The organism is Erwinia sp. L03-1 (assembly GCF_058686115.1).
In genome coordinates, this window is the sequence record NZ_CM178762.1 from 1,059,867 (window position 1) to 1,077,232 (window position 17,366).

The 17,366-nt window shown below is 54.6% G+C and carries 17 protein-coding genes and 1 pseudogene; 11 read left to right on the forward strand and 7 right to left on the reverse strand.

Annotation, left to right across the window (positions count from 1 at the left end):
* Positions 1-63: 63 nt before the first annotated feature.
* Genes AC4PCC_RS04950 through AC4PCC_RS04975 form a run of 6 tightly spaced genes read left to right on the forward strand, consistent with a single transcriptional unit; the run spans position 64 to position 4,336 of the window.
* Positions 64-756, forward strand: coding sequence for a Gp138 family membrane-puncturing spike protein (locus AC4PCC_RS04950; protein ID WP_492126596.1), 693 nt, complete (start codon positions 64-66; stop codon positions 754-756).
* Positions 753-1,106: a contractile injection system sheath initiator gene (locus AC4PCC_RS04955; protein WP_492126597.1), complete on the forward strand. Its 354-nt coding sequence runs from the start codon at positions 753-755 to the stop codon at positions 1,104-1,106. Before AC4PCC_RS04950 ends, AC4PCC_RS04955 begins: the two co-directional genes overlap by 4 nt.
* The gene (locus tag AC4PCC_RS04960) at positions 1,106-2,305 is read left to right on the forward strand and encodes a baseplate J/gp47 family protein (protein ID WP_492126598.1); all 1,200 of its coding nucleotides are present in this window, start codon (positions 1,106-1,108) and stop codon (positions 2,303-2,305) included. Before AC4PCC_RS04955 ends, AC4PCC_RS04960 begins: the two co-directional genes overlap by 1 nt.
* Positions 2,302-2,967, forward strand: coding sequence for a baseplate wedge 1 family protein (locus AC4PCC_RS04965; RefSeq protein WP_492126599.1), 666 nt, complete (start codon positions 2,302-2,304; stop codon positions 2,965-2,967). Before AC4PCC_RS04960 ends, AC4PCC_RS04965 begins: the two co-directional genes overlap by 4 nt.
* Positions 2,967-3,944, forward strand: coding sequence for a hypothetical protein (locus AC4PCC_RS04970; protein WP_492126600.1), 978 nt, complete (start codon positions 2,967-2,969; stop codon positions 3,942-3,944). The genes AC4PCC_RS04965 and AC4PCC_RS04970 overlap by 1 nt, the downstream gene beginning before the upstream one ends.
* The gene (locus AC4PCC_RS04975) at positions 3,944-4,336 is read left to right on the forward strand and encodes a tail fiber assembly protein (protein ID WP_067710499.1); all 393 of its coding nucleotides are present in this window, start codon (positions 3,944-3,946) and stop codon (positions 4,334-4,336) included. Before AC4PCC_RS04970 ends, AC4PCC_RS04975 begins: the two co-directional genes overlap by 1 nt.
* A gap of 158 nt (positions 4,337-4,494) precedes the next feature.
* Here the strand turns inward: AC4PCC_RS04975 and AC4PCC_RS04980 are convergent, their stop codons facing one another.
* The 3 genes and pseudogenes from AC4PCC_RS04980 to AC4PCC_RS04990 form a co-directional block, all read right to left on the reverse strand.
* Positions 4,495-5,100, reverse strand: a complete 606-nt coding sequence (locus tag AC4PCC_RS04980; RefSeq protein WP_492126601.1) for a tail fiber assembly protein — start codon at positions 5,098-5,100, stop codon at positions 4,495-4,497.
* Entirely contained in the window at positions 5,100-5,477 is a 378-nt protein-coding gene (locus AC4PCC_RS04985) for a phage tail protein (protein WP_492127614.1), read from the reverse strand. The genes AC4PCC_RS04980 and AC4PCC_RS04985 overlap by 1 nt, the downstream gene beginning before the upstream one ends.
* Before the next feature lie 15 nt (positions 5,478-5,492).
* A pseudogene (locus AC4PCC_RS04990) lies at positions 5,493-5,645 on the reverse strand (phage tail protein); the annotation flags it as partial.
* 41 nt (positions 5,646-5,686) lie between these two features.
* Between AC4PCC_RS04990 and AC4PCC_RS04995 the strand changes: the two are divergent.
* Complete coding sequence (locus AC4PCC_RS04995; RefSeq protein WP_492126602.1) at positions 5,687-6,244, forward strand: recombinase family protein; 558 nt, start codon at positions 5,687-5,689, stop codon at positions 6,242-6,244.
* A 219-nt stretch (positions 6,245-6,463) separates the two neighbouring features.
* On the opposite strand, the gene AC4PCC_RS05000 is transcribed toward AC4PCC_RS04995, so the two are convergent.
* Both AC4PCC_RS05000 and AC4PCC_RS05005 read right to left on the reverse strand, forming a co-directional pair.
* On the reverse strand, positions 6,464-7,225 hold the full coding sequence (locus tag AC4PCC_RS05000) for a glycosyltransferase family 25 protein (protein ID WP_492126603.1): 762 nt from the start codon (positions 7,223-7,225) through the stop codon (positions 6,464-6,466).
* A 288-nt stretch (positions 7,226-7,513) separates the two neighbouring features.
* A complete protein-coding gene (locus AC4PCC_RS05005) occupies positions 7,514-8,353 on the reverse strand; it encodes a MurR/RpiR family transcriptional regulator (RefSeq protein ID WP_345828582.1) in 840 nt (279 codons plus the stop codon).
* A gap of 182 nt (positions 8,354-8,535) precedes the next feature.
* Between AC4PCC_RS05005 and murQ the strand changes: the two genes are divergently transcribed.
* The 3 genes from murQ (at position 8,536) to tadA (ending at position 11,005) form a co-directional block, all read left to right on the forward strand.
* Positions 8,536-9,435, forward strand: coding sequence for an N-acetylmuramic acid 6-phosphate etherase (gene murQ, locus AC4PCC_RS05010; RefSeq protein WP_492126604.1), 900 nt, complete (start codon positions 8,536-8,538; stop codon positions 9,433-9,435).
* 308 nt (positions 9,436-9,743) lie between these two features.
* Positions 9,744-10,382 (forward strand): phosphatidylglycerophosphatase C, encoded by a 639-nt coding sequence (gene yfhb / locus AC4PCC_RS05015; protein WP_492126605.1) that lies wholly within the window; start codon positions 9,744-9,746, stop codon positions 10,380-10,382.
* 104 nt (positions 10,383-10,486) lie between these two features.
* Positions 10,487-11,005 (forward strand): tRNA adenosine(34) deaminase TadA, encoded by a 519-nt coding sequence (gene tadA / locus AC4PCC_RS05020; protein ID WP_492126606.1) that lies wholly within the window; start codon positions 10,487-10,489, stop codon positions 11,003-11,005.
* A gap of 53 nt (positions 11,006-11,058) precedes the next feature.
* Here the strand turns inward: tadA and mltF are convergent, their stop codons facing one another.
* The gene (mltF, locus tag AC4PCC_RS05025; protein ID WP_492126607.1) at positions 11,059-12,516 is read right to left on the reverse strand and encodes a membrane-bound lytic murein transglycosylase MltF; all 1,458 of its coding nucleotides are present in this window, start codon (positions 12,514-12,516) and stop codon (positions 11,059-11,061) included.
* A 270-nt stretch (positions 12,517-12,786) separates the two neighbouring features.
* On the opposite strand from mltF, the gene purL reads away from it, so the two are divergent.
* Positions 12,787-16,677 (forward strand): phosphoribosylformylglycinamidine synthase, encoded by a 3,891-nt coding sequence (gene purL / locus AC4PCC_RS05030; protein WP_492126608.1) that lies wholly within the window; start codon positions 12,787-12,789, stop codon positions 16,675-16,677.
* Between the two features lie 193 nt (positions 16,678-16,870).
* Here the strand turns inward: purL and AC4PCC_RS05035 are convergent, their stop codons facing one another.
* On the reverse strand, positions 16,871-17,317 hold the full coding sequence (locus tag AC4PCC_RS05035; RefSeq protein WP_492127456.1) for a type III secrection system effector, WxxxE family: 447 nt from the start codon (positions 17,315-17,317) through the stop codon (positions 16,871-16,873).
* Positions 17,318-17,366: the final 49 nt, after the last annotated feature.

The window sequence follows — 17,366 nt, forward strand, 5'->3', positions numbered from 1 at the left end:
CAGCCTCTGCGGCGCCCGTTTTTATATCAGCCCGCCGCGTGCGGGTTTTTTAATGGAGTTTTTATGCCAGTTCCAATTCAGTCAGTGATTGGCGGGGAATATCAGGCGTATAAAGCCTTATCCAACTCGGTATCCTCCGCACTGCGCGTCTCTCTGCCCGGCATCATTCACTCATTCGACCCTGTTGCGGTGACCTGCGAGGTGCAGCCCGCGATTAAAGGGACGGTGCGCGACGGCAAAGGCGGCAGCAAATCGGTAGAGCTGCCCATGCTGGTGGATGTACCGGTCATTTTTCCACGCGGCGGCGGCTGTACCATTACCTTTCCGGTCAAAGCGGGTGATGAGTGCCTGCTTCTCTTCAGCGACCGCTGCATTGACTTCTGGTGGCAAAGCGGCGGCGTTCAGGAGCCGGTCGACCCGCGCCAGCACGATCTTTCCGACGCGTTCGCGCTGGTCGGCCCGCAGTCGCAGGCGCAAAAAATCGCTGATATCAGTACCGATTCCCTGCAAATTCGTACCGACGAAGGCAGCGCCTTTATCGCCCTGGCGCAGAGCGGGGCGGTAACCATTAACACGACGCTGTTAACGATTAACGGCAACGTCAGCGTTAATGGTGAGGTCACCACCAAAGGCAACGTCAGCGTCGACGGCGGGATCACCTCCACCGGCGATCAGATTGCGCAGGGCATTAGCCAGGCGTCACACGTTCACGGCGGTATTCAGGGTGGCAACAGCGTCACTAAGGTGCCGCAATGAAATATCGGCGTGAAGACAATGACGGTGACTACACCTTCGGCAAAGGGGACAACACTTTTCTGACGGACAGCCCGGAGGCCGTCGCCCAGGCGATCAAAACCCGGCTGATGCTGTGGTACGGGCAGTGGTTTCTTGATACCACCGAGGGAACGCCGTGGATGAATCTGCTCTCCAACAGGCCAAACGACGTTGCGGTCGAGCTGGCGCTGCGTCAGCGCATCCTGGAAACCGAGGGGGTGCTGGAAATCCTCTCATTTGAAATGAGCTTTACCGCCACAACGCGGCGGGCGGTCGTTACGGCGACGGTCAGCACCCGGTACGGCACCACGACAGTCACAAGCGAGGAATAATGGCACTTAATCTTTCAACGCTGGGGTTATCGGCAACGATAACGGCCCAGGGGATCGCTGCGCCCGGCTATCAGGCGATCCTCAGCACCCTGACCGGTTATTTTCAGCAGATTTACGGCAGCGATGCGTACCTTGAGCCGGACAGCAAGGATGGGCAGATGCTGGCGATAGTCGCGCTGGCTATTCATGATACCAATAATGCGGTTATCCACTGCTACAACGCTTTCTCGCCCTCTACCGCGATGGGCGATGCACTGAGTCGAAACGTAAAAATCAACGGCATCACCCGCCAGGGGGCTACCTCTTCCGTGGTGGATGTCACCCTGACCGGTATTCCCGGCACCACCATCAGTAATGGCTCGGTCAGGGACAGCAACGGCGTTATCTGGAACCTGCCCGACAGCGTCACCATAGGCACCGCGTCAACGGCGACTGTAACGGCGACCTGCGCCAGTGCGGGCGCCGTGGTAGCGCTGCCGGGAACGGTCAACGGCATCAATACGCCGACCCGGGGCTGGACATCCGTAACCAATATTCCGGCGGCGACGCCCGGTACGGCGGCGGAAACGGACAGCGAGCTGCGCCTTCGGCAGACGCAGAGCGTAGCGCTGGCCTCGCTCACGCCTTTTGATGCACTGGATGCCGCTATCGCCAGCGTACCGGGGGTAACCAACCACCGGCTCTATGAAAACGACACCGGGACGGCTGACGCTCACGGTATTCCGGCGCACGCCATTGCGGCGATTGTTGACGGCGGCGATGTGACCGCTATTGCGCAGGTGCTACGCGGGAAGAAAGGGCAGGGAACGGCGACCTGGGGCTCGTCAACGCTGGTGGTTAGCGATAAGTATGGCAACCCACATAGCATCAGTTTTTCCCGCCCCTCTGACGTCCCGGTGCACGTGGCCATCGTTATCAGAGCTTTCACCGGCTATACCACGCAAATCGGTGAGGATATGAAAACCGCGATTGCCGCTTACATCAACGGCCTTGCGATCGGTGAGGATGTGTTGCTGAGCCGCCTCTATTCACCTGCAAACCTGGCAGACACCAGCGGTGGGGCGCACGGCTATTACGACATCACCCAGCTACAGATTGGCAGATCGGCTGCCAGCGTGGCGGTCGCTAACATTGCGGTGGCCTATAACGAATCCGCCTCGGTCAGCAGGGAGAATATTACGATTGAGGTAACGGTATGAGTCAATATACCGATCTGATCGCTAATTATCATCGTGATAAGCCCCTGTTCACCGGGCATATCGATCTCTCAACCCAGCCCTTCATTGATGCGCTGGGCACCACACAACGTTTGATTACCGCTTTTGACATTGATGACGCGACCGGCAGCCAGCTGGATATTCTGGGGGAATGGATTGGCCGAACCCGAATCGTGGCCAAACCTATTGCGGGTATCTATTTCTCCTGGGATACCGAGGTGGTGGGCTATGACCAGGGCGTATGGCAGGGCCCGTACGATCCGGATGCCGGCTTTACCCGCCTGAGTGATGACGTGTACCGCTCCATTCTGAAAGCAAAGATCGCCATCAACCGCTGGGACGGTACCAACGATTCGCTGCCGTCCATTCTGGATGCGGCTTTGGTGGGTACCGGTTTATCAATGCAAATCGTCGACAATCAGGATATGACCGTTTCTATCGAGGTTTTTCCTGACACGACAATCTCTGAGGTATCACTTGAACTACTGGCTGCCATCCGCCAGGGCTACCTGACGGTTAAGGCGGCAGGGGTTTACGCCGGTGAGATCCTTACACCGTCCGCAGGCAATCAGTTTTTCGGTTTTGACCTCGACAACCACTATATCGCCGGATTTGATGAAGGCGCATGGGGAGTAAATCTTTAATGGCTACAAATAACTTTAAACCTTTTGCAACGGCTTCCGGCGCCAACGTCGTCAGCCAGAGCGACTACGAGCAGCTGCAATCGCTGGCTACCGGATTCCAGTCCGGAAAAGCCTCTTCGGCGCAGATCAATAAAGCGCTGCGGCAGAGCACCACGATGGCCGCCGTTCTGGCACAGTTTATTGCCGATAAAAGCGGTAAGGACGTGCTGGATGATGGCACCGTCGCAACCCTCGTCACCAATCTGCTGGCGGCGCTAAAAGCCAATAACGCCGAAGGGTTTCTCCAAACCGCAAATAGCTTTTTGGAGATCAAAAACGCAGGCCCAACGGCGGTGGCTGCGGCTCTTGCAAACCTTGGTTTAAGCGATAAATTTTCAGGTCGTTTTATGGGCCGTCGGATTTTCACCGCACCGGGTAATATTACTTATCAGCCGTCATCCGGTACCAGAAAGATAAAGATTATTCTTACCGGTGGCGGGGGGCACGGCTACGGCTTTCTTGGTTGGGGCGAAAACTACCGTTCACGAGGAGCCGGTGGCGGGGCAGGTGCCACTGCTATTGCATGGCTTGATGTGGATGACTCAAAAACCTATGCAGGCATTGTTGGACGAGGGGCTGACGATACCCTGGGCGCGACCAGCAGTACGTTCAATGGTTTACTGACGGCTGCGAATGGAGCAGATAATCAGGGTGGCGATGCGGGGGGTGGAGGTGGCCTGGCCGTGGGGGGGGATTTAAATATTCAGGGAGGCGATGGTAGCGATGCGCCTGGAATAGTAGGAGCCGCCAACCCTTACTCGGGTGGTTCTGGTGATGGCGGAGCGAGTTACTGGGGGGGAGGCAGTCGAAGCGGGGAAGGATCTACCAGCTGGCGTAAGACAATATACGGCGCAGGCGGCGGGGGTAATACACGAACCGACCCTTATATCGGCAGCTTCGGAAGTCATGGTGTAATTTATATTGAGGAATACAGTTAATGAAAACGTATGCACGAATTGAAAATAATAAGGTTGCCGAGGTTGTTTCTCTCGATATTGCACCTGAGAAGCTTTACCACCCTTCATTAAAATGGGTCGACATTACTGCGCTGGGAAATAAACCCGCTCAGAATGATGACTACAAAGATGGTGTTTTTACTGCTCAGGTTATTGAAGTTGAGGGCCCGGTGTTTTTTGCATCTTCGCAACTTACAGGTCTTATGGCTGAAGCGGGACAAGTTATCGCGCCCTTGCAGGATGCCGTCGATGTGGGTATGGCAACTGATGAGGAGGCGACGCGCCTTGCCGCGTGGAAAAAATACAGGGTATTACTTAGTCGAGTGGATACCAATAAAGCTCCAGATATCACATGGCCAGTGAAGCCTGAATGAATAATGCCCGCGAGAGCGGGCATTTTATAGAGTACAGATTATTAATGTATTTAGGGGCTGGTCATAAAATTTAATAAATTATTATAGCATTCTGCGACGGGAATAGTATAAGCCCGTTCGGAGTAAATATAGCCGCCTTATAATCGGCGGCAATCACCTTAAACTGGCTTAACCGGCCAGGTTATTGACGGAGCAGTTTGAGGATCTACAGCCTGTACCGCCTGGACGTATTTCATCCAGGTTATGAGTGAGTCTTTATCCTCATCTGAGATAATCCCGAGGAGAAGCTGTGTCTGCCATGCTTGAGTTTTTTCGTTTGCCTCTTTTATCAACACCTCTTTCTTTGATTCCGCTTCTTTAACGCTTGCCGCTTTCTGAGCATTGGCATCAGTAACCCACGCCATACCATTCCACTTATCAAAATCAGTTGAGGGTTTTAATGATGTTGTTTCTGAAGGGTAATCCCCTGGCTGGGTAATATTAATCGCCCCCCCATCAATGGTAGAATATATAGTTTCACCACGATGATCATTAATGGTATGCCAGGCACCGTCCTGAAAGATTGAAAGCGTATTTTTTTTGGTTTCAGGAGGTGGCAGGATAGTGCTATTTTCGGGAATGCTGATGCCAGCCATCAAATATTCCTCACATGTTCCAGTAAACTCCCCCGTTAATGAAGAAAAATTATAAACTGAAACAATACCAGAAAATTTTGCCAAACCATTCTCGTCAAAATCGACAGTATTTGCTAGTTTCTCATTCATTATGCAGCCCTTACGATATAGTTTAGTGCGATGTTACGAGGGCGAAACTTAACCCAAATAGCACCATTTTTTTGCCCAGCCTGTAATTGTGTTGCGGTCATACAATTATCAAATAAAATGCTACCTAATGCGGTGTTATTGCCTGCTTTAGCATCAGTAGGTTGTGTAAGTGATACAGAATCTGCCTGACTGTAGGCAGTTCCTATTGTGGCTCCATCAATGGTGCTATCTATTCCGGGGTAGTCCAGTGCGGCGGTACGGATACTTGTTGCATCCTGATTAGTACCAAGGCCACGTCCAGAGTCTACGTCCCGTCCATCATCCCAGCCGCGAATAAATTCTCCACGTAGATCAAGAAGTTTCAGTGCAGGGTACACTTTTGCGAGTTCTGGATAAGACGTTGCGTTAAATAGTGCTCCATTACACTTTAACCAGCCTGAAGGGGGGGTAGCGGTAGGCCATGGAATAGGAACGCCTACAGGTATTGCCGAGCCCTCCCCTAAACCAAGGTTTCCACGAAAACAAACCCTGGCCCTGATAAACATCTTGCTGGCACACTTAATGACTTTTGTCGGGGGAGAAAATCGTGCTAATTGGCTATATCAGGGTGTCAACAAATGAGCAGAACACCAGCTTACAGCGAATAGCTCTTCAGAGTGCAAATTGTGAGCAGATCTTTGAGGATAAAATCAGCGGTAAGGCGACTGACAGGCCGGGGCTGAAAAAGGCTCTGCGCATGCTGCAGGCGGGGGACACGCTGATTGTCTGGAAGCTCGATCGGCTTGGGCGCAGTATGCGACATCTGGTTATGCTGACGGAGCAGCTGCGCGAGCGGGACGTTAATTTTAAAAGTCTGACCGACAGCATTGATACCGCCACGCCAATGGGGCGCTTTTTCTTCCATATCATGGGGGCGTTGGCCGAAATGGAGCGTGAGCTTATCGTTGAGCGCACCCGAGCGGGCCTGGCTGCAGCGCGTGAGCAGGGGCGAATTGGCGGGCGTCGGCCGAAATTAACCCATGCGCAGTGGGAACAGATTGGTCGGTTAATCAAAGCGGGCCACAGCCGCGCGGAAATTGCCCGCATCTACGATGTGTCGGAGAAAACGGTTTATAAATATCATCCGGCGAAGGCATTACGTTGATGCTGATAGTTAGCAGCCTCCACCAGCCAGGCGTTAGCGGCCTTTTCTTTATAGCAGCGTTTATGCAGTGGCTTAATGATTGTTTGAAATAGTGCAAAGGTGGCTCTAAGTAGCTAAACAAACCGTCGGGCGCATGGATGCGCGAGCCAAGGCTCGGCTCGGTATCTGCGAGGTGCAACCGGGTAGGCAGCGAACTAAAGCGGTATCATGCACAGCTATTTAGCGTGGGCCCTTTTTCTGATCAATTATCTTATTGAAAATTGGCGTAATAGCGCGACGAAGACGATGTTTAACTCTTACCCTGACAGGTCTTTTTTTCATTAGCTTGTCCCAGGTTTCTTTTTTTACCTTTAAAATATCATTATCGCATTTGCTATGATTTATTGTTGAGGTTTTTGCATTTTCACCCAGGGTGACGGGTTCTGGAATAATAGCCTCAATATTAACAAGGGAGTAATCTTCGAATAAACTCCATTTGTCAGAAGTCATCCATATAGGATACAAACTCTTAAGGAGTTTTTTGGCACCACTTAAGTTTATAATGTAACTATGTGAAGTGGTTGCATTATGAACTGAATGGACTGAAAAAAATCCGTTCAGTGATCGTGTCGGTTTTTTTATATATTTGTTAACCCTGCTAAGTAGTAATATTCCCGGTTTAGAAGAGGTTAGCATCTCATTGCTTAATAGTGATGGAAGACAGTCAGGAAGAAGTGCATCATCTTCCAGAATCAACGCCTCTGAGATATTATTATCAATCATCCTTTTGTATGCTTTTTGATGGCTTAATGCGCAACCAATTTCTCCTGGCAAAAAAGCATAATTTAATTCTTTAGTATGGGCTCTTCTTTCTTCTTCTGACATGTCACGGCCATCGACTGCATCTAAAAGTTCGAATTCTAATCCCAGTTCGTCAAGGCGGCTGGTGATAGCTTCTCTACGGGAAGCTGACTTTTTTAAATTGATAACAAAAATTTTCATACGGCCTCTCGAATTCTACATTTCAGTAAGATTGTCCGTTATTATGATATCCACTGCAACTCATCTTCTTCATTGACATTTCTTTAGTTACCCCTAAATAAAAAACCGGACTTCTTCTACACAGCTTCACTATGAACTGCATGGCGGCAGATGCCTAAGTACGTCTTATTGAAGATTGTGATAAGCAGGTTGTTGAAAGAAGGAAAGCGGCAAAGCATACTTTTTAAATATGCAGCGTTAAGCTTGCCTTGCCGTGCCTTACAATGACTTGTCCTGACAGGACTGGCGTTAAACCAGCTTTTTCACCAGCGCCTCGCTATGCCGGATATGATCCCCGGCCCGCTCGGGATCGCGCTGTACCAGCGCCATAAACAGCAGGTCGGTCAGCGTTAGCTGGGCGGTGGTGGAAGAGATTGCCGCGCTGCGCGTGGTCTGCTCCTCGGCTACCGTATAAAGACAGTGGTTAGCGCGCTGCTGTAGCGTGTTGGGAGTAAAGCCGGTGAAGGCGAGCACGTTCGCCCCGGCGCGCTGGGCTTCCTGGGCCGCGAGGTTGATCTCGCGTCGCTCGCCGGTGTAGGAGATGGCTAACAGCAGATCGCCCGGGCCCAGCGCCTGTACGCTGGCCAGCAGGGCATGCATATCCTGTTCGGCGACCGCGCTCATGCCGATTTTCATCAGCTTCCAGGAGAAATCCTTTGCCACCAGACCCGATGCGCCAATCCCCACCAGCACAATGCGATTGGCTTCCTGCAGCAGCCTCAGCGTCTCAAGCAGCATGGCCTCGCTGTTAATATCCAGCGTTGCGCGAATCGCTGACTGCTTCTCCATCAGCAGCTTTTCTCCCACCGCCTTCAGCGGATCGTCACTCAGGATCAGGTTGTGGACGGTGAGGGCATCTTTACCGGCCAGCGATTCGCTCAGCGCCAGCTTGAGGGCAGGAAAGCCTTTATAGCCCAGCTTTTGCGCGAATTTCACCACGCTTGACTGGCTGACGCCGGTCTCCTCCGCCAGCTTCTGTGAGCTGAGATGTCGTGCACGATCCGGCTGGGACAATACAAAATCAGCCACCCGACGCTCATTGAGCGCCAGACTGGGATAGAGCTGACGAATGCGCAGTAGTGAACTCATTGATTTATCTCTCCTGAGAGTAACAATTTCCTGAACGAAAGAGACTGATAATAGCCTGCCGGTAGCGCTGCGGCACGGTTATCGCATAACATCACTAAAAGTGAGCCCCGATGCCCGACTGCGAATATAATATTCCTTACCAGGTTATATTACTGAATTAAAAATTCACACATGAGCCCGTTATGAATCTTGGTACCCTGATTTCGGAAACACGCAATAGTGAAACAATGGATCTCGACAGCCTCTCAACGCTTGAGATGGTAACGGCATTCAATCAGCAGGATGCAAAGGTGGCGGAAGCCGTCCGTCTGACGCTGCCCCAGGTTGCGCAGGCCGTTGAGGCGGCTGCTGCCGCGTTTAGTGCAGGCGGGCGGCTGATTTATATGGGCGCAGGTACCAGCGGGCGTCTGGGCGTGCTCGATGCCTCTGAGTGCCCGCCAACCTTTGGCGTCCCTCACGGCCAGGTTATTGGGTTGATTGCAGGCGGCCCCGGTGCGCTGCTTAAGGCGGTCGAAGGCGCTGAAGACAGCGAGCAGCTGGGAATTGATGATTTGCAGGCGCTAAACCTGACCTCAGCCGACATGGTTGTTGGGCTGGCCGCCTCTGGCAGAACGCCGTATGTGATAGGGGGATTACGTTTTGCCCGCCAGCTGGGCTGCCGTACGGCGGCGGTTTCCTGTAACCCGGATTCGCCCATTGCCCGAGAGGCTGAAATCGCCATTTCTCCGGTGGTGGGGCCGGAGGCGCTGACCGGCTCAACCCGGCTGAAATCGGGTACGGCGCAGAAGCTGGTGCTGAATATGATCTCTACCGGCGCGATGGTTAAAGTCGGCAAGGTCTATCAGAATTTGATGGTAGATATGCAGGCAACCAACGTTAAGCTGGTCGATCGAGCCTGCCGGATGGTGTGTCAGGCCACCGGCTGTACGGCACAGGAAGCGGAGCATGCGCTAAAGCAGACCCACTATGAGGTGAAACCCGCCGTGCTGATGGTGCTTACCGGCCTTTCAGCCGCGCAGGCAAGCGCAGGGCTGGCAAAGCATAATGGATTTCTCCGTGCCGCCCTCGGAGATAAAGCATAAGCTAACGCGCTGCTAACTCAATAGCGGTACTTATAGCGCTCCAGGTGGAGCCAGGCAGATAAGCCGGCGAGCGCAGAGATGCGTGAGCCGAGGCGCCAGGGAGGGATTTACGCCGTGTCTGCGTTTTGCATGATACAACCGTGTGCGCAAAGTATTACGCACAGCTCTATGTAGCATTAGCGTCCACAATGCAGTGTGACAGCCGCTACGCCGGGGCGTCGCGTTGGCGTTCATCATTATCGCTGCTAAGGTATGAGTATCGTGCACGGCACAAAGTACAGAATTTAATGATATCCAGGGAGTAATGTTTGATAACCGGTCAGCAACGACGCGTAGTTTTTTTCGATCTTGATGGCACGCTGCATCAGCAGGATATGTTTGGCACCTTTATGCGCTACCTGCTGTGGCGGCAACCGCTCAACCTGCTACTGGTAGTGCCGCTGCTGCCGGTCATCGGTGCTGGCCTGCTGATCAGCGGGCGGGCGGCGCGCTGGCCAATGAGCCTGCTGCTATGGTCGATCACCTTTGGCCACAGTGAAGCCCGGCTCTGTGCACGGGAAAAAACCTTTGCCACCTGGTTTCGCCAGCGCGTCACGGCTTTTCCCGTCGTGCAGCAGCGCCTGACCGACTATCTCAACAGTTCCGACGCCGACGTCTGGCTGATCACCGGTTCCCCACAGCCGCTGGTAGAGCAGGTCTATTTCGACTCGGCCTTTCTGCCGAAAGTGAAGCTGATTGCCAGCCAGATGCGTCGCGGTTACGGTGGTCGCCTGCTGGCAATGCGCTGCCTGGGGCATGAAAAAGTCGCGCAGCTTGAGGAGCAGATCGGTACGCCTCTGCAACTCTATAGCGGCTACAGCGACAGCAAGCAGGATAACCCGCTGCTGTTTTTCTGCCAGCACCGCTGGCGGGTGACGCCGCAGGGACAGCTCCAGCAGCTGGAATAGTCTTCTCTTCCCGCCCGCCTCTTCTCACGACGCCTGATGCCTGCACATATGTTATTTCAGGGGCAGGCGTATATAATGCCCGGCGTTTTAAGCTGGAGACTCAGGTGAATACGACCACAGACGACGAATTCTGGATGGACCATGCGTTAATGCTGGCGCGTCGGGCATGGGAAGAGGGCGAGGTGCCCGTCGGGGCCGTTCTGGTGCAGAATGGTCAGATTATTGGTGAGGGCTGGAATCGGCCCATTGGTCATCACGATCCTACCGCGCATGCGGAAATTATGGCCATCAGGCAGGGCGGTATTGCGCTGAAAAACTATCGGCTCTGTGATACGACCCTTTACGTCACGCTGGAACCCTGCGTGATGTGTGCGGGCGCGATGGTCCATGGCCGTATCGACCGACTGGTATTTGGAGCCAAAGATCAGAAAACCGGCGCGGCCGGTTCGCTGATGGATGTACTGGGCCATCCCGGCATGAATCATCAGCTGAAAGTTGAGCAGGGGATCCGGGCGGAAGCCTGTGCTTCCCTGCTTAGCGACTTCTTCCGCCAGCGGCGTGTCGAGAAAAAAGCGCAGCGCGAGTTAGCGCGGCAACAGGCTTCCGGCGATAAAACGGGCTAAACAACGGCGCGTCATACCGCTCCACCACCGCACAATATCAGCCCATTAGCCCATCAGTTCAGCGCGATCTGCGGTTCCACCGCCGGATAGGCGTGGCCCAGCTGAGCCTCAAGTGCGGCCTGCTGGGCCAGCCTGCGCTCCTGCTCTTGTAAATATCCCGCCAGGCTGAGCTGGTAAATACGGATATTCTCCACGTAGTTATAGGCCTCCTGCCCGCGCGCATAGCCATAGCTGGTCTGGCTGTAATAGCGTTTCTGGCTGAGCATCGGCAGGCGCAGCTTCACGTCGGCCCAGCTATCCGGATTGCCATTCTGCTTCTGCGTCAGCGTTCGCGCGTCCAGCATATGGGCATAGCCCATATTATAGGCCGCCAGCGCAAACCAAATCCGCTCATCTTCCGGGATCGTCTGCGGGATCTTTTCCATCATTTTTTTCAGGTATTCACTGCCGCCGCGAATACTTTGCTCCGGGTCGGTACGATCGCTGACCGCCAGGCTCTCTGCCGTATTGCGCGTCAGCATCATCATGCCGCGTACGCCGGTAGGGGAGGTTGCCTGCGGGTTCCAGTGTGACTCCTGCCAGGAGATCGCGGCGAGCAGGCGCCAGTCGATGGCGCTGGCGTACTTTTCAAACAGCGGGCGAATGGCGGGCAGCGTGCCATCAATGGCGCGCAGGAAGGTGCGCGTATCAACATAGTCGAAGGTGCCGACATGTCCGAGATACTTCTCCTCCAGCCGTGCCATCGCCCCCTCTTCAGCCATCGCATTGAAGTAGTCAAGCATCGCCGCATCCAGACTGTCATCGCGGTCACGCTGAATATACCAGGTGACAGGCTCCTCTTCCGTGATATCAAACGCCACCGCCAGCTGCGGGTGGATCCGCTGGAGCAGGGCAATGGAGACGGAATCGCCCACGGTATAATCAAGTTTGCCGTCAGCGACCGCTTCCAGCAGCGTGCTGGGACTCTGATCGGTGGAGATGGCCCAGTCGAGATGCGGATACTGCGCCTGCTTCATGTTTCGCAGCGTAGAGAGATAAGCAGAATCGGAGGCCACCGTCAGGCGCCCCTTCAGGTCTGCCAGACTTTTAGGGCGCGGTTGACCCATACGGTAAACCAGCTGCTGTGAAACGGAGTAATAGGCGGGTCCGGTACGAAAGTGTTTCAACCGGTCGCTGCTATAAATCAGTCCCGCCGCCAGCACGTCAGCCCGATCGTCGTCCAGGTCGTCAAACAGCTCACTCAAATTCTGACGAACGGTTACCTGTAGCTTAACGCCCAGATAGCGGGCAAAACGTTTCGCCAGCTCGTAATCCATACCGGCCGGTGCTTTATTGATGGTGTAGTAAGTCAGCGGGGAATTTAGCGTGCTGACACGCAGAACGCCCCGCGATTTTATCTGCTCAATACGGTCCTGCGACCCCCCATGCCAGGGGATCGCAGGCCACAGTGCCAGCGCGAGCAGCACGGTGATCAGCCCGATGAAAAGATAATTAAATTTTAGGTGTTTCAAATAGTTATCTCTCTAATTCGCTCAGGTTTCTGCCTTTAGCGGCAGTATATGTTGTTTGTATTGGCTCCCGAGCGTGGGGCATTTTGCGCAACTCATGTCCCTTGCGCAACAGAATTAATATGGAATTGGGTGATTTTCAGCCAATTCCGCAGGTCGATATATTCTGCGCAAACGGTTTCGTAAAGGGCGGGGATTCTCTATAATGGCCCCCGTTTTCCCTGTTGCGCCCAAAGAAGCGTCGCCCGGCGCTTCGAAGACGAGAGATCTTTGATGATGGAAATTCTGCGTGGTTCGCCCGCTCTGTCGGCATTTCGTATTAACAAACTGCTGGCCCGCTTTCAGGACGCTCACCTGCCGGTGAGTGATATATACGCTGAGTACGTCCATTTCGCCGATGTCAGCGCGCCCCTAAATGCAGAAGACAAGGTTCGCCTGCAGCGCCTGCTGAAATATGGCCCCTCTCTCGCCGAACACACCCCCGAAGGACGGCTGCTGCTGGTAACGCCTCGTCCCGGCACGCTCTCACCCTGGTCGTCAAAAGCGACCGATATCGCCCATAACTGCAGTCTGCCGCAGGTCAGGCGTCTTGAGCGGGGGCTGGCTTTTTACATTAAAGGCCCGTCATTGACCTCCGCACACTGGTCGCAGTTGGGTATGATGCTGCACGACCGGATGGTGGAAGTGGTGCTGACTGAGCTGGGCCAGGCTGAACAACTTTTTGTTCAGCACGAACCAGCGCCACTCCAGAGCGTCGATGCGCTGGGCGAAGGACGTAGCGCACTGGAGCAGGCCAACCGCAGGCTGGGCCTGGCGCTGGCAGAGGATGAAATCGATTACCTGCTTAGCGCATTTCAGACCCTCGGGCGCAATCCAAACGACATTGAACTCTATATGTTTGCTCAGGCGAACTCCGAGCACTGCCGCCATAAAATCTTCAACGCCGACTGGATCATTGACGGTGAGCAGCAGCCAAAATCGCTGTTCAAAATGATCAAGAATACCTTCGAGAAAACGCCTGACTACGTGCTGTCTGCCTATAAAGATAACGCGGCGGTAATGGAAGGCTCGACGGTAGGTCGCTTCTACGCCGACGCCGAGCGGCATCAGTACGACTTTCATCAGGAACAGACCGACATCTTGATGAAGGTGGAGACGCACAACCACCCTACGGCAATCTCCCCCTGGCCGGGCGCCGCGACCGGTTCCGGCGGTGAAATTCGCGATGAGGGTGCGACAGGCCGCGGTGCTAAACCGAAGGCGGGGCTGGTGGGCTTCTCCGTCTCCAACCTGCGTATTCCAGGCTTTGAACAGCCGTGGGAAGAAGATTTCGGCAAGCCGGAACGCATCGTCACGGCGCTGGATATCATGACGGATGGCCCGCTGGGCGGCGCGGCATTCAATAATGAATTTGGACGTCCGGCGCTGAATGGCTACTTCCGCACCTATGAAGAAGAGGTAAACAGCCACAACGGCATTGAGCTGCGTGGCTACCACAAGCCGATTATGCTGGCGGGTGGCATGGGGAATATCCGCGCCGACCACGTACAGAAGGGTGAAATTACCGTGGGCGCGAAGCTGATCGTTCTCGGTGGTCCGGCGATGAATATCGGCCTGGGCGGCGGCGCAGCCTCCTCTATGGCGTCAGGGCAGTCTGATGCCGATCTGGACTTCGCCTCGGTACAGCGTGACAACCCGGAAATGGAGCGTCGCTGTCAGGAAGTGATCGATCGCTGCTGGCAGCTGGGCGAGGACAACCCGATTCAGTTTATCCACGATGTGGGCGCGGGCGGCCTGTCAAACGCCATGCCGGAACTGGTTAGCGACGGCGGTCGTGGCGGTCGCTTCAACCTCCGCGACATCCTCAGCGATGAGCCGGGAATGAGCCCGCTGGAGGTATGGTGTAACGAATCGCAGGAGCGCTACGTGCTCTCCGTTTCGCCGGATAAGCTGGCGCAGTTTGATGCCCTGTGTAAGCGTGAACGCGCACCGTACGCGGTAATTGGTAAAGCGACCGAAGAACTGCATCTGGCACTTTCCGACAGTCACTTCAACACGCAGCCTATTGATATGCCGCTGGACGTGCTGCTGGGCAAAACGCCAAAAATGACCCGCGACGTCAGTACGCTGAAAGCGGTGGGTGAGCCGCTGGATCGCCACGATATTACCCTGGCCGAGGCGGTCAGGCGGGTGCTTCATCTGCCGTCCGTGGCGGAAAAAACCTTTTTGATAACCATCGGTGACCGCTCGGTGACCGGCATGGTGGCTCGCGATCAGATGGTTGGTCCCTGGCAGATCCCGGTGGCTAACTGCGCCGTGACCACCGCCAGCCTCGACAGCTACTACGGTGAGGCGATGGCGCTGGGTGAGCGTGCGCCGGTTGCCCTGCTGGATTTTGCTGCTTCCGGTCGCCTCGCGGTGGGTGAAGCCCTGACCAACATTGCCGCCACGCAGATCGGTTCGCTGAAGCGTATTAAACTTTCCGCCAACTGGATGGCGGCGGCGGGCCACCCGGGTGAAGATGCCGGTCTGTACGAAGCGGTTAAGGCGGTAGGCGAGGAGCTTTGTCCGGCGCTGGGCATTACTATCCCGGTCGGCAAGGACTCCATGTCGATGAAAACCCGCTGGAAGCAGGGCAACGAACAGCGCGAAATGACCTCGCCTCTGTCGCTGGTGATCACCGCCTTCGCGCGCGTCGAGGATGTCCGCCGTACCGTGACGCCGCAGCTGCAACCCGGGCAGGATAATGCGCTGCTGCTTATCGATCTGGGTAAGGGGAATAACGCGTTGGGAGCGACCGCGCTGACGCAGGTTTATCGCCAGCTGGGCGACAAGCCAGCGGATGTGCGCGATGCCAAACAGCTGGCGGGCTTCTTTAACGCCATCCAGACGCTGGTGGCCGCGGGCAAACTGCTGGCCTACCACGACCGTTCAGACGGTGGCCTGCTGGTCACGCTGGCAGAGATGGCGTTTACCGGCCACTGTGGACTCCAGGTCGATATTGCCACGCTGGGCGATGACGCGCTGGCGGCGCTGTTCAACGAAGAGCTGGGCGCGGTTATTCAGATTGCCGCCGCCGATCGCGCTCAGGTTGAGCAGGCCTTTGCGGATAACGGCCTGGCCGACTGCGTTCACGTCCTTGGCAGGGCACAGGAAGGGGATCGTTTTGTCATCACCTCGGGCGAATCTGCGGTTTACAGCGAGAGCCGTACCCAGCTGCGCACCTGGTGGGCAGAAACCACCTGGCAGATGCAGCGACTGCGTGATAACCCGGACTGTGCCGATCAGGAGCATGAAGCGAAGAAAAACAGTCGCGATCCGGGTCTCAACGTCGCGCTGACGTTCAGGCCGGAAGAGGACGTTGCCGCGCCGTTTATCGCCACCGGCGCGCGGCCAAAAGTGGCCGTTCTGCGCGAGCAGGGGGTTAACTCTCACGTTGAAATGGCGGCAGCCTTCCATCGGGCAGGCTTCGATGCCGTTGACGTGCATATGAGCGACCTGCTGGCGGGGCGCACCGATCTGCAACGTTTCCAGACGCTGGTCGCCTGCGGCGGTTTCTCCTATGGCGACGTGCTGGGCGCGGGTGAAGGATGGGCGAAATCCATCCTGTTCAATACCCGCGTGCGTGACGCATTCGAAGCGTTCTTCCACCGCCCGCAAACGCTGGCGCTGGGAGTCTGTAACGGCTGTCAGATGATGTCCAATCTGCATGAGCTGATCCCGGGTAGCGACGCCTGGCCACGCTTCGTGCGTAATCAGTCTGAACGGTTTGAAGCGCGCTTCAGCCTGGTAGAAGTGGCTGCCAGTCCGTCGCTACTGCTGGATGGCATGGTGGGGTCGCGTATGCCAATTGCCGTCTCTCACGGTGAAGGTTTCGTGGAGGTGCGGGATGCGGCCCATCTGGCGAAGATTGAGCATCAGGGGCTGGTGGCGCTGCGCTTTGTCGATAACGCGGGCAACGTCACTCAGCAGTATCCGGCGAACCCAAATGGATCGCCGAACGGCATTACCGCGCTGACCAACGAAAGTGGGCGGGTGACGATAATGATGCCGCACCCTGAGCGCGTATTCCGTACGGTGAGTCACTCGTGGCATCCGGCGGAGTGGGGCGAAGACAGCCCGTGGATGCGTATTTTCCGCAATGCGCGCAAGCAGCTGGGTTAATCGCTGTAGCCGGAAGCCTGCACGTGCTGCGTGCTGCTTCCGGCCTCTTACCGGCCCTTATCACGCCTTTACGGCATTTCATATACACGGTATTCCAGAGTAGGATCGCAACCGTCAACAGCGTCAGTTCGCTGGCGCGATAGCTCTGATGTTCTGGCTTTAGGGTCTTTCAAAAAAAGACGAAAGTTGATTTTCAGTAGTTATGAGCTGATTTTATCAAAAACGCCATTTCTTCCGCCGTATCTTTTCTTAACAGATTCAAATCAATACCCCCAAACTTTCTCATGAAAACCTGATCGGTTAGTCTTGAATTTACGATATTTGCTAATTTATTTTTTTCATCCCGAGATTGCGAAAAAGAAGATAATCTCTCAATCCGTGCTGATAAAGACTTATTGTTATACAGTATCTGTGAGATGCTACTATGCGTACATTTCGGATCTAATTTCAGCGCACCAAGCCTCGATGATACTTTACGAAAAATATCATCTCTCTGTTTATTGTTTATAATGTTACCCTGTTGTTCACATGCGGCATCGATAGTTTTATTAACCTCGGAGGATAAAATATTTATCGTTTCCTCCTTGAACCACTCTGTTTTTCTACTGCCTTTAAGTGCTTTATCTATTACTGAATATATATCTTTACTTTCAAATCTTACCTTTTTCCATTAAAAGAGAAAGTAATAA

What these genes read in the sequence shown, in the direction of transcription:
- AC4PCC_RS05005 (WP_345828582.1), bottom strand. Translation starts at nt 8,353, where the DNA reads ATGAGTTCACTACTGCGCATTCGTCAGCTCTATCCCAGTCTGGCGCTC.
- AC4PCC_RS04955 (WP_492126597.1), top strand. Translation starts at nt 753, where the DNA reads ATGAAATATCGGCGTGAAGACAATGACGGTGACTACACCTTCGGCAAA.
- AC4PCC_RS04960 (WP_492126598.1), top strand. Translation starts at nt 1,106, where the DNA reads ATGGCACTTAATCTTTCAACGCTGGGGTTATCGGCAACGATAACGGCC.
- AC4PCC_RS05000 (WP_492126603.1), bottom strand. Translation starts at nt 7,225, where the DNA reads ATGAAAATTTTTGTTATCAATTTAAAAAAGTCAGCTTCCCGTAGAGAA.
- AC4PCC_RS04970 (WP_492126600.1), top strand. Translation starts at nt 2,967, where the DNA reads ATGGCTACAAATAACTTTAAACCTTTTGCAACGGCTTCCGGCGCCAAC.
- AC4PCC_RS04950 (WP_492126596.1), top strand. Translation starts at nt 64, where the DNA reads ATGCCAGTTCCAATTCAGTCAGTGATTGGCGGGGAATATCAGGCGTAT.
- AC4PCC_RS04980 (WP_492126601.1), bottom strand. Translation starts at nt 5,100, where the DNA reads ATGAATGAGAAACTAGCAAATACTGTCGATTTTGACGAGAATGGTTTG.
- purL (WP_492126608.1), top strand. Translation starts at nt 12,787, where the DNA reads ATGATGGAAATTCTGCGTGGTTCGCCCGCTCTGTCGGCATTTCGTATT.
- AC4PCC_RS04975 (WP_067710499.1), top strand. Translation starts at nt 3,944, where the DNA reads ATGAAAACGTATGCACGAATTGAAAATAATAAGGTTGCCGAGGTTGTT.
- murQ (WP_492126604.1), top strand. Translation starts at nt 8,536, where the DNA reads ATGAATCTTGGTACCCTGATTTCGGAAACACGCAATAGTGAAACAATG.
- AC4PCC_RS04965 (WP_492126599.1), top strand. Translation starts at nt 2,302, where the DNA reads ATGAGTCAATATACCGATCTGATCGCTAATTATCATCGTGATAAGCCC.